The organism is Candidatus Synechococcus spongiarum (assembly GCF_900047545.1).
Lineage (GTDB): Bacteria > Cyanobacteriota > Cyanobacteriia > PCC-6307 > Cyanobiaceae > Synechococcus_B > Synechococcus_B spongiarum_C.
Window position 1 is genome coordinate 1 of record NZ_FITM01000012.1, and the last position, 10,742, is coordinate 10,742.

The window sequence follows — 10,742 nt, forward strand, 5'->3', positions numbered from 1 at the left end:
TCATGGCGTGATCTCCTTGGTGGCTCCAGCCGCCACTTGGGTGGTTTGTGTTACCCAGAGATTACGTCCCCTTCAATTCCCACCAACCTCGAGACACATCCGAAACAGCACACATTGCGAAGCTGCTGCATCTCCCAGCGTTGCGCAAGGCAAACACCTTGTTGAGGAGGAGTAGGTCATAACGCCTTCAGGTCGTTCCACCTTGTCAGGCAGCCCCGAAGCCACGGTGCTGGAGAGATGACCCTTGATAAAGGTCGCGTCTCTGCGCACTTCCCTGAGTTGGTCACTCACCTTGTCAATGCGGGCATGGAGACCCTGGATGTCTCCATGGATCCCTGTGGAGAGGGTGTGAATCTGATCCCTCACTTGGCCGGACAGGCAAATCTGGATGCCCATCAGGGCAACACCCATGCCAAAGGTGGAAAACAGAACGCCAAAGGGCATAACCATGGTTGACGTAAAGCCACTCCAGGGCAAGGGTTCCTCGCAAACGCCCATGACTCGCGCCAGCGCCCCCCCGCCCCAGGCCAGTGGCCGGACGGCAAACTGGCCATCCATCTAACTCGAAGTCGTTATGAGTATGAGTTAGATGGATGGTGTGAACGTCTCACCCCCCATGGACCTTTCCCTACCCCGCACCCACGCCAACCTTGAAGCCGCCTTTGGCGGTGAAAGTATGGCCAACCGCAAATACCTCTTCTTCGCCGAAGTGGCCAAAACCCTGGGCCACCAGGACCTGGCCAAGCTCTTCCGGGACACCGCCGTCCAGGAAACCGAGCACGCCTTTGCCCATTTCCGGCTCCTCCATCCGGAGCTGGTGGTTGAGGATCCCCAGGCCTTGACCCCTGAGCGCAGCCAAGCCCTCCTCAGCCGTTGCCTGGAGTTGGCCATTGAAGGGGAAACTTACGAGTACACCACCATGTATCCGGAATTTGCTGCCGCGGCCCGCTCCGACCGTGACGCCGCTGCTGCCGCGGAGTTCGATGAGCAGATTGCCGAATCCCGGGAGCACGCCGGCATCTTCAAAAAGGCCGCCAGCAACTTCGGCTTCCTCACCTCCATTGAACACCATCATGCCGAGCGCTATGGGGTGGCCCTGGCTGCTCTGGAGGGCAAAGGCGATGCCGCCGAGGCGGACGACCCCGTCCCCGGACTCTGGATCTGCCGCGTCTGCTCCATGATCTACGACCCGGCCAAAGGGGACACCGATTCCGGCATTGCCCCCGGCACCCCCTTCGAGGACATTCCCGACGACTGGGAGTGCCCCATCTGCGGCGCCCGCAAGGCCGGCTTCATCCCCTACCGTCCATCCACCCTGCAACAGCTGGGCTTGCAAACCGTTTGAAGTTCCCTTGCCCGCAGCTTCCTAGACTGCTCCCCAAGTCCAGCCCATCTACCATGGCCCTATCAACTGCTCCCGCCTCTACCCCTGAAGCCCCCTCCACCTCGCTGCACAGGGGGGACCATGACGGCCGCGGCATCCTCATCACGGCAGCGGCCTTGAAGCAACTGGGCTTTCTGCGCCAGCAGCAGGGGAGCGACTTCATCCTGCGGGTGGGGGTCCGCTCCGGCGGCTGTAGCGGCATGAGCTACACCATGGACTTCATCCAGCCCCAGGACGTGCGGGAGGACGACAAGGTGTATGCCTACACTCTGGCGGACGGCGCGGGGTTTCAAGTGGTGTCCGATCCCAAGAGCCTGCTCTACATCTACGGGCTCCAGTTGGATTTCAGTACGGCCCTCATTGGCGGCGGCTTCAATTTCACCAACCCCAACGCCACCCAGACCTGCGGCTGCGGCAGTTCCTTCGCCGTCTGAAGGGGCTCTCCTGTGGTCTATGCTACAGCCCTCAGGTTTTGTTCCATGTCCCGGGTCTGCCAGCTCAGTGGCAAGCGCGCCAACAACGCCATGGCCGTCAGCCACTCCCACATCCGCACCAAAAAGCTCCAGCAGGTGAATCTGCAGCACCGGCGCCTCTGGTGGCCGGAGGGACGGCGCTACGTGCGCATGAGGATCTCCACTAGGGCGTTGCGCACCATCCAGAAGAGGGGTCTTGATGCCTATGCCCGGCAGATGGGCGTCAACCTCAATGCCTTCTGAAACACCCTGTGGCGCCCTGGCGGCCGTAACCCATGGGTGCATCCCTCCCCTCTGCGGCAGCCCTCTGTGACGTGCTGGTGGTGGGGGCAGGGCCGGCAGCCCTCTCCATGGCCACGGCCTTAGCCCAGTACCAGCTTGAGATCATTCTTCTTGCCACCCAGGATCCGTGGCGACCATGGTCCAACACCTACGGCATCTGGGGCCAGGAGCTGGATGAGCTGGGTCTGGGGTTTCTGTTGGCCCACCGGTGGCGGCGCTGCTCCAGCGTGTTCCTGGATGAGGAGTTGGAGCACGGTCTGGACTACGGGCTGATTGATAACGACGGTCTTCAAGGGTACTGGCGGCAGCTGTGCAGCCAGCACGGCGTCCGTGTTCACCGGGACGGGGCGGTGACCATCCGCCATTACCCCCACCACACAGAGGTGCAGGGGGCATCGGGGCAGTGCTACCGCCCACAACTGGTGGTGGATGCCACAGGCCACCAACCGGCGTTCGTGCAACGTCCCCGTTACCCTGCCGTGGCGCAGCAGGCGGCCTACGGAGTGGTGGGGCGCTTCTCCACACCCCCCATCCGGCCCGGCTCCTTCGTGCTGATGGACTACCGCAACCACCACCTCAGCCCGGAGCAGCAGCAGGAGCCCCCCACCTTCCTCTATGCCATGGATCTGGGCAACGGCGGCTATTTCGTGGAGGAAACTTCCCTGGCGGCCTGTCCCCCCCTTCCCTTCCCCCTCTTGAAACACCGCCTGGAGCAGCGCCTGGAGCGGCAAGGCTGTGTGGTGGAGCAGGTGCAGGAGGTGGAGCAGTGTCTGTTTCCCATGAACCTGCCCCTGCCGGATCGCCGGCAGCGGGTGTTGGGTTTTGGCGGGGCGGCCACCATGGTTCACCCGGCCTCGGGCTACATGCTGGGCTCCCTGCTGCGCCGTGGTCCCGGCCTGGCCGCCGCCATTGCCCAAGGTCTGCGGCAGGGGCTCCATGGCGCCGCCTTGAGTCGTGTCGCCTGGGGCCATCTCTGGAGTGACGATTTGGTGCGCCGCCACGGCATCTACCGCTTCGGCCTGGAGAAGTTGATGCGCCTCGGCAGCAAGGACCTGCAAACCTTCTTCCACACCTTCTTCCAGCTTCCTCAACCCCTCTGGAGTGGCTTCCTCACCAACACCCTGCCCCTGACCAGCTTGACAGGGGCCATGGTGCGTCTCCTGGCGACGGCGCCGTGGACCATTCGCCACCATCTGCTCTGGCCCCAGGGGCGTGAGCTGAATCTACTCCTCACGGGTCTGCTGCTGCGCTGAGGTGGAGGATGCCACCGTCAGGACAGAAGACGACAAAGACCATGACCAAGGCTGTCCGGGGACCCAAGCCCCGTCCGCGCACGCGGTGTGCTACTGCTCGGCTGTGGCACAAGGCGTCCTCGCCCGTGGGCTACGGGAGAGGTAAAACCACCTGTGGAGGGGCAGTAAGACTAGCAGGTTTAGGCTGGGCGGGCATCCCCTGCGAAGCAGGAACCCGCCTGAAGGAGGAGGCAACATGCCGAATCTGAGAAGGAATCCCCGCCCTCTCAGGGCACGGGAGGACGTCAACCGCTTTCCCCTGTCTCCAGCCCAGCATCAGGCCCTGGCGGCCCTGCAGCAGCAACTGCGCCGGTGGAACAGCCGCTGCAACCTCACCAGGCTGGTGGAGGGGGACGACTATTGGGTGGCCCAGGTGCAGGATTCCCTGTGGCCCCTCACCCGCCTGGACCCCCCTCTGGGCGGTCCCCTGCGGGGGGTGGACGTGGGCACCGGCGGCGGCATTCCCGGATTGGTGCTGGCCATTGCCTTGCCGGAAAGCCGCTGGGTGCTGGTGGACTCCCTGCAGCACAAGTGTGTGGCGGTGCAGGCCATGGCCGGTGAACTTGGCCTCAAGGCACGGGTGGAGGTGGTGTGTACACGGGTGGAGGTGTTGGGTCGGGATGCCCACTACCGTGGCCGGTTTGACGTGGCGGTGGCGCGGGCGGTGGCGGCGGCGCCGGTGGTGGCAGAATATCTGGCACCGCTTCTGGACCGCCGTGGCGTGGCCCTCCTGTACCGGGGGCGCTGGAGCGCAGCGGATCACCAGGCCTTGCAACAGGCCGCCCGGAAGCTGGGTTGCGGGATCCGCACCAGGGAGCGTTGTCTGCTGCCCGGTAATCGCGGCCAGCGTCACGTGCTGGTCCTGTCACCGGAGACGGCCTGTCCTGCCCCCTACCCCCGTCCTGTGGGTGTGCCAACCCGGCACCCCCTGGCCACGGCGCCTTTGCCCCAGCCACCCACCTGACACGTGTTGCAGTCTGCTGCAACTGCTCCGCTGGGTTCGCCAGGGATTCTTTTGTGTGGTAATCATTAAGAACAGTTCACGGTGGTGGTCCTTGTATCTTTTGCACCTCCACCTTCACGGCTTGTTTCGGGCGCGCAACCTTGAGTTGGGCCGTGACGCCGACACGGGCGGGCAAACCCTCTACGTGTTGGAGTTGGTCAAGGCCCTAGCGGGCCAGGAGGACGTGGAGCGGGTGGAAGTGGTCACCCGACTCATTGAGGACCGTCGGGTGTCCAGTGATTACAGCCGCCGCGAGGAGACCATTTGCCCGGGCGCTCAAATCGTGCGCCTCCCCTTCGGACCCAGACGCTACCTGCGCAAGGAACTCCTCTGGCCCCACCTGGATGAACTGGCCGATGAACTCGTTCGCCACATCTGCCGTCGTGGTCGGCGACCCCACTGGATCCATGCCCACTATGCCGATGCGGGCTACGTGGGCGCCCTGGTGAGCCGCCGGCTGGAGATTCCCCTGCTGTTCACCGGTCATTCCCTGGGGCGGGAGAAGTTGCGCCGCCTCCTGGCCACCGGCCAGACCCGGGCCCAGATCGAGAAGACCTATGCCATGAGCCTGCGCATCGACGCCGAGGAGTTGGCCCTGGCCCAAAGCTGCCTGGTGGTTACCAGCACCCGCCAGGAGGCCACGGATCAATACGCCCGCTACGGTCGCTTCCACCCGGAATTGGCGACGGTCATTGCTCCGGGTGTGGACCTGGAGCGCTTCCATCCGGCCCGGGACAGCGATCCCTCATTCCCGGAACTGGATGACCTCCTGGGGCAATTTCTGCGCCAGCCCCAGCGGCCCCCGATTCTGGCTCTCTCCCGGGCGGATCGCCGCAAGAACATCCCCGCACTGGTGGCCGCCTTCGGCAGTTCGGAGCGGTTGCGGCGGCAAGGCAATCTCATCCTGCTGATGGGCTCCCGTCGGGACATCCGCAAAGCCGACCGTGAGCAGCGGGAGGTGTTCCAACAGGTGCTGGAGTTGGTGGACTACCACAATCTCTACGGCCAAGTGGCCTATCCCAAGCAGTTGAGCAGTGACCAGGTGCCCCGGCTCTACCGTTGGGCTGCCCAGCGGGGTGGCGTCTTTGTCAACCCTGCTCTCACCGAACCCTTCGGCCTCACCCTTCTGGAAGCTGCGGCCAGTGGCCTGCCGTTGGTGGCCACGGATGATGGGGGGCCACGGGACATCTTGAGCCGCTGCCGCAACGGCCTCCTGGCGGACGTGACCAACATCGACCAGTTGCGCACCGCTATCGAGCGGCTGCTGGGCCAGCCCAAGCGCTGGCAAACCTTTGCCCAAAACGGCCTTGAGGCGGTGCAGCACCACTACAGTTGGGTCGCCCACGCCCGGCGCTACCTGAGCCAGGGCGCCGACCTGGTCAAGGACTACAGCCTGCCCCGATCCGCCCTGACCCTGGCCAAAGCCCCTGGCATGACGGCCCGCCTGGGGCGCCGTCTGTTGTACTGCGACCTGGACGGCGCCCTGGCTGAAGCGGACCAGGACAGCCTGCAGGCCCTCAACAACAGACTGCACGCCACCCGCCCCCAGACCAGCTTCGGGGTTCTCACCGGGGTGGGACCCCAGCAGGCCAAGGAGCAATTGGCGGCCCTGGAGTTGCCCCCTGCAGATGTGTGGATCTGCCGCAACGGCACGGACGTGTCCTACGGCCCAGATCAGGATCAGGATCTGGCCTGGCGGGACCACATCCGCGAGGGCTGGGATCGGGCTGCCCTGGAGAACGCCATGGCCGAGTTCCAGGACTGTCTGACCCTGCAGCCCCCCTCCCAGCAGGGTGACTATAAATTGAGCTACTGGCTCAACGGGGAAGATCTGAGCCTGGTGGCCGCCATTCGCCAGGCCATCCGTGAGCAGGGTCTGCGGGCCCAGGTGGTGCTGGTGGATCACGTGTTTCTGGACCTGCTGCCCTTCGCAGGAGGGCGTCCCGACGCCATCCGCCATGTGGCCCTGCAACAAGGCATTCTCCTGGAGCACATCCTGGTGGCCGCCAGCCAGCATGGGGACGGGGAGGTGCTGCGCGGGCTGCCCCTGGGGGTGGTGCTGGCCAACCACGACCCCTCCCTGGACGAACTGCGCCAACAGCGCAGTGTGTTCTTCGCCCGTCGCCCCCAGGCCTGGGGCATTCTGGAGGGCATGGACCACTACCGCTTCCTGTCCCGCTGATTCCTAAGGGGAGGCGGAGTGGTGATTCATCAGGACGCCACCAACTCCAACTGGCGACCAGGACCGGCCTCATCCAGAAAGCCGAAGGCTGCAAATACGGTGGAATCCGTATGGGTGATGTGCTGTTGGCCCCGCTGGCGTTCCAGACAAAAGCCATCCTGATCCAGCCGTCGCATCAGGGCGGCGGCTTCCTCAAAACGGGCCGCCATGGCGGCCAGGCTGTGGCAATCTTCGCTAAGCCCTTTGTCGCACCAAGTGAAGTGGGGCATGGGGAGCACCGGAATCCGCTCCCCTAGCCTGCCAGCACCAGCAGGCCCAGGGCAACAGAGGCCACGGCGGCCAACCAGAACCCCACCACCACGGTCACCTCGCTGTAGCCGCTCAATTCAAAGTGGTGGTGCATGGGCGCCATGCGCAGCAGCCGCCGGGGCTGCCCCCACCACCAGCGGCTCAACTTGAACCAGCCCACCTGGAGCACCACGGAGAGGGATTCGGCCATGGGCACCGCACCCATGACCAATAACGCCCAAAGGCTGTCGCTCAGCAGGGCCAGCCCCGCCAGAATTCCCCCCAGCGCCAACGAGCCCGTATCCCCCATGAAGGCCTTGGCTGGGCGGCGATTGTGTATCAGGAATCCCAGATAGGCCCCCGCCATGGCTGCCGCAAATCCTGCCAAGGCTGGATCACCGTTGTTGCCCCGCAGCATCAGTTGGATGGCCATGCCCAGGAGAATGACGGCGCCACAACCTGCCGCCAGACCATCCAGACCGTCGCTGAGGTTGGTGGCGTTGCTTTCCGCCAGAAACGTCCACAGGCCCAGGGGCCAGATCAGGGGACCCAACTCCAGCACCCTGCCAAAGGGGAACGACACCTGGGTGGGCAGCCAGCCCTGCTGGGTGGCCTTGGCCAGGAAGACAATGGCCACCAACCCCTGGAGCAGCAGTTTTGCGCAGGGCCTCAGTCCTTGATTCTTCTTGCGCTGCAGGCTCTGCCAGTCGTCCAGCCCACCGATGACCATGAAGCCCAAGCCAGTAGTGGCCAGCAGCAGTAGCCGACCATCATCAGCATCCACCCATCCCCCCAGCACCACGCCACAGGGCACCAACAGCAAGCCGGCCATCGTGGGGGTACCACTTTTCCCCTGGTGGCTTTGGGGGCAGTCGACACGAACGGTCTGGCCCATGCGCAGACACCGCAGGAGGGGAATCCCCAGGCCACACACCACCCCGCTCACCAGACCGCTGAGGAGAAGGAGGGGGCTGAGTTGGGGCTGGCCCAGGTGGCGATCCACCAGCAGCGCCGCCAGCAGCGCCAAGCCCATGAGGAGGGCTGCCCACATGGCGCCCGAGCCCGGCAGCTTGTGTGGTGTGGTGGCAATTGCCGGGCCGTGTCCTGCACCCATGCCGTGGCAGAAGACTGCAACCAGCCTAGGCCTTGGGCATCAACGTGCCGGCTTCAGTCTTCCCAACTGTCCTCCTGCTCGTCGTCTTTGCTGTAGGTCTCCCGTTCACCCATGAGGACGGACAACTCCTCCTCTTCCATGGTGCTCAGGTCCTGACCCTGGTACTTCTCTTCCTGCAGAAGCCGCCCTGTGTCCTGCAGCCAACTGAGCAGGTCCGGCTCCTCCCGCAGAGGCAGCACCGGCGCAGGGTCGTCACGTCGGTAGTAGCTGAGCGATGGGTTGGGATTGTCCAATCGGTCAACAGGGTCGCCGCTCATCTGGGGAAGGACCGTAAAAAGCTATTCTAACAGGAGTTACAGGAGCACAGCCGTTCCCATGGCCTCCGGTTGGTTCTTCAAGTTACAGCTCACCCTGTCCATCTGGGGCCTGACCTGGGTGCTGTCTCTGCTGATTCATGCCTGGGGGCACTCCACCGTGCTCACCCCGCCGCCAGCGCCGGTGTTGGTGGTGTTGGTTTTGGGGCCCGGGATTGGGGCAGCGGTGGCCATTTTCAACCAGTGGCTGGCAGCACGTCAGAATCAAGTATTGAGGATGAAGTGAACCCATGGTCCGGGCGCATCGCGTGGTGCTGGCCTACTCCGGAGGAGTGGACACCAGTGTGTGCATCCCCTACCTACGGCAGGAGTGGGGTGTGGAGGAGGTGATTGCCTTTGCGGCGGATCTGGGCCAGGGGGACGAGCTGGAACCCATCCGTCAAAAGGCCCTTCGTGCCGGAGCCAGCCAGGCGTTGGTGGAGGATCTGGTGGCGCCGTTGGTGACGGAGTTTGCCTTGCCGGCCATTCGCGCCAACGGGCTTTATCAAGGGCGTTATCCTCTCTCCACGGCCCTGGCACGCCCCTTGATTGCCCGCCGGCTGGTGAAGGTGGCCCGCACCCTGGGGGCGGACGGAGTGGCCCACGGTTGCACCGGCAAGGGCAACGACCAGGTGCGCTTTGATCTGGCCATTGCCGCCCTGGCGCCGGATCTCGCCATTCTCACTCCGGCGCGGGAGTGGGGTATGAGCCGTGAGGACACCATTGCCTACGGCGAGCGCCATGGCATTCCGGCCCCGGTCAGCAAGAGTTCCCCCTATTCCATTGACCTCAACCTATTGGGGCGCAGTATTGAGGCGGGTCCGCTGGAAGATCCCTGGCGGGAGCCCCCGGCAGATGTCTACGATCTCACCCGTGGACCGGAGGCGGCCCCTGACGAGGCCGTGGTGGTGGAGATTGGCTTTGCCCAGGGCAACCCTGTCTCCCTCAATGGCCAGGCCCTGGACCCGGTGGCCTTGATCCGCCAGGCCAACGTCCTGGCCGGGAGCCACGGCTACGGGCGGATTGACATGATCGAGGATCGGGTGGTGGGGATCAAGTCACGGGAGATCTATGAAACCCCGGGCATGCTGCTGCTCATCCGGGCCCACCAGGAGTTGGAGTCCGTCTGTCTGGCAGCGGACGTGATGGCCATCAAGCGCCAGTTGGAGCAGCGCTGGGCGGAACTTGTCTATCAAGGTCTCTGGTTTGGTCCCCTCAAACAGGCTCTGGACGGCTTCCTGGACACAACCCAGAAGGACGTGAACGGCCGGGTTCGCCTTAGGTTGTACAAGGGGAGTTGCACCGTGATCGGCCGGGAGGCCAGCCACGGGCTCTATGCCATGGATCTGGCCACTTACGGCAGAGAGGATCAGTTCGACCATCGGGCCGCAGCAGGCTTCATCTACGTTTGGGGCCTGGCTAACCGGGTTTGGGCCAGCCGTCACCCCTGAGCCTGCTGGGCAGGGGCATCGTCCGTGGCCTTGTCCTGGTCACTGCGGGAGTCCCGGGGGACGGGGGCAAAGTTCAGCTTGATGGTGAGGTAGCGGATCACGTCGTCACTCAGCCCCATGGCCTGCTCCAGCACCGCCACCTGTTGACCGCTGCCGGCGTGGTGCAACTGCACGTAAATCCCCTCGGTGTGCTTGTCAATGGAATAGGCCAGGCGCCGCTTGCCCCGCATCTGGGTGTCAATCACCTGCCCTTCAGCGCCCAGGATGCAGTCCCGGTATTTGTTCACGTGGCTGCCTACGGCATCCTCGGCAATGTTGGGCCGCAGGATGTACATGGTCTCGTAATAGCTCAGTTCCTGCTGGGGTGCGCTTGGGGGGACTTCGGTGGTGGGGGTGGTGGTCATGGACGTGGATAAGGTGCGGACCGGGAAGGAGCAATCTACGCTGCCGGGTGGACTTTAGAGAAGCTGGAGCCGCACGGCATCCGCCAGGGTGGGCAGTTCGGGCTCCCGGGCGCGGCTGCACTCCACAACGGCGAAGAGCACCAGCAACAGGCTGCCAAGAAACAGGGTATTGCCAAAGGTATCACAGGCAAGACCTTCCGTGATGCCGGGGCGGCAGCCCAAAATGGCCAAGCCGTAGCCGGCCACCAGCAGAATAACATCCACCAGGATGGCCTGCAGGGCATTGAAGCGGAGAAAATAGGGCGCTTGCGAGTTGCGGGTTGTGGGCCACCGCAAAAAACACCAGCAGCAACAGCAACATGCGCCCCACGCCAAAGGGTACCAGACTGCTGATCCAGCTCAGGGGCAGCACGGGAAGAATCAGGGCCGTCTGCACCGCCGGGGGCACTAGTGTAGTGTCCCGGAGATAGCTTTACAAAGGCGTTGGATCTTGGCCAGGATGGATTCGGCGGTACC

At 64.2% G+C, this 10,742-nt stretch carries 14 protein-coding genes; 8 read left to right on the forward strand and 6 right to left on the reverse strand.

Going from position 1 to position 10,742, the window contains the following annotated elements; all coding sequences use genetic code 11:
- Positions 1-72: 72 nt before the first annotated feature.
- Positions 73-450 carry a hypothetical protein gene (locus FLM9_RS00490; protein WP_143324524.1) on the reverse strand — a complete coding sequence of 126 codons (378 nt, stop codon included), beginning with the start codon at positions 448-450 and terminating at the stop codon, positions 73-75.
- A gap of 166 nt (positions 451-616) precedes the next feature.
- On the opposite strand from FLM9_RS00490, the gene FLM9_RS08615 reads away from it, so the two are divergent.
- The 6 genes from FLM9_RS08615 (at position 617) to FLM9_RS00520 (ending at position 6,616) form a co-directional block, all read left to right on the forward strand.
- Positions 617-1,345, forward strand: coding sequence for a rubrerythrin family protein (locus FLM9_RS08615; protein ID WP_074456769.1), 729 nt, complete (start codon positions 617-619; stop codon positions 1,343-1,345).
- 53 nt (positions 1,346-1,398) lie between these two features.
- Positions 1,399-1,818, forward strand: coding sequence for a HesB/IscA family protein (locus FLM9_RS00500; RefSeq protein ID WP_081340078.1), 420 nt, complete (start codon positions 1,399-1,401; stop codon positions 1,816-1,818).
- Between the two features lie 45 nt (positions 1,819-1,863).
- Entirely contained in the window at positions 1,864-2,100 is a 237-nt protein-coding gene (gene rpmB, locus FLM9_RS00505; RefSeq protein ID WP_074456761.1) for a 50S ribosomal protein L28, read from the forward strand.
- Positions 2,101-2,132: 32 nt separating this feature from the next.
- Positions 2,133-3,392 (forward strand): lycopene beta cyclase, encoded by a 1,260-nt coding sequence (gene crtL / locus FLM9_RS00510; RefSeq protein ID WP_074456762.1) that lies wholly within the window; start codon positions 2,133-2,135, stop codon positions 3,390-3,392.
- 235 nt (positions 3,393-3,627) lie between these two features.
- Complete coding sequence (gene rsmG, locus FLM9_RS00515; RefSeq protein ID WP_081340079.1) at positions 3,628-4,395, forward strand: 16S rRNA (guanine(527)-N(7))-methyltransferase RsmG; 768 nt, start codon at positions 3,628-3,630, stop codon at positions 4,393-4,395.
- Between the two features lie 91 nt (positions 4,396-4,486).
- Positions 4,487-6,616, forward strand: coding sequence for an HAD family hydrolase (locus FLM9_RS00520; RefSeq protein ID WP_257242933.1), 2,130 nt, complete (start codon positions 4,487-4,489; stop codon positions 6,614-6,616).
- 29 nt (positions 6,617-6,645) lie between these two features.
- Here FLM9_RS00520 and FLM9_RS00525 read toward each other — a convergent pair whose 3' ends face one another.
- From FLM9_RS00525 to FLM9_RS00535, 3 genes are all read right to left on the reverse strand, one after another.
- The gene (locus tag FLM9_RS00525) at positions 6,646-6,885 is read right to left on the reverse strand and encodes a hypothetical protein (protein WP_074456763.1); all 240 of its coding nucleotides are present in this window, start codon (positions 6,883-6,885) and stop codon (positions 6,646-6,648) included.
- 23 nt (positions 6,886-6,908) lie between these two features.
- Positions 6,909-7,955: a phospho-N-acetylmuramoyl-pentapeptide-transferase gene (gene mraY / locus FLM9_RS00530; RefSeq protein WP_074456773.1), complete on the reverse strand. Its 1,047-nt coding sequence runs from the start codon at positions 7,953-7,955 to the stop codon at positions 6,909-6,911.
- Between the two features lie 116 nt (positions 7,956-8,071).
- Positions 8,072-8,335, reverse strand: coding sequence for a DUF3134 family protein (locus tag FLM9_RS00535; protein ID WP_074456764.1), 264 nt, complete (start codon positions 8,333-8,335; stop codon positions 8,072-8,074).
- 58 nt (positions 8,336-8,393) lie between these two features.
- Between FLM9_RS00535 and FLM9_RS00540 the strand changes: the two genes are divergently transcribed.
- A complete protein-coding gene (locus tag FLM9_RS00540; protein WP_074456765.1) occupies positions 8,394-8,618 on the forward strand; it encodes a hypothetical protein in 225 nt (74 codons plus the stop codon).
- 4 nt (positions 8,619-8,622) lie between these two features.
- Positions 8,623-9,822 (forward strand): argininosuccinate synthase, encoded by a 1,200-nt coding sequence (locus FLM9_RS00545; protein ID WP_074456766.1) that lies wholly within the window; start codon positions 8,623-8,625, stop codon positions 9,820-9,822.
- Here the strand turns inward: FLM9_RS00545 and rpsF are convergent.
- Both rpsF and FLM9_RS00555 read right to left on the reverse strand, forming a co-directional pair.
- A complete protein-coding gene (gene rpsF / locus FLM9_RS00550; protein ID WP_074456767.1) occupies positions 9,813-10,226 on the reverse strand; it encodes a 30S ribosomal protein S6 in 414 nt (137 codons plus the stop codon). The genes FLM9_RS00545 and rpsF overlap by 10 nt on opposite strands.
- Positions 10,227-10,280: 54 nt before the next feature.
- On the reverse strand, positions 10,281-10,562 hold the full coding sequence (locus FLM9_RS00555; RefSeq protein ID WP_074456768.1) for a hypothetical protein: 282 nt from the start codon (positions 10,560-10,562) through the stop codon (positions 10,281-10,283).
- Between the last annotated feature and the right edge of the window lie 180 nt (positions 10,563-10,742).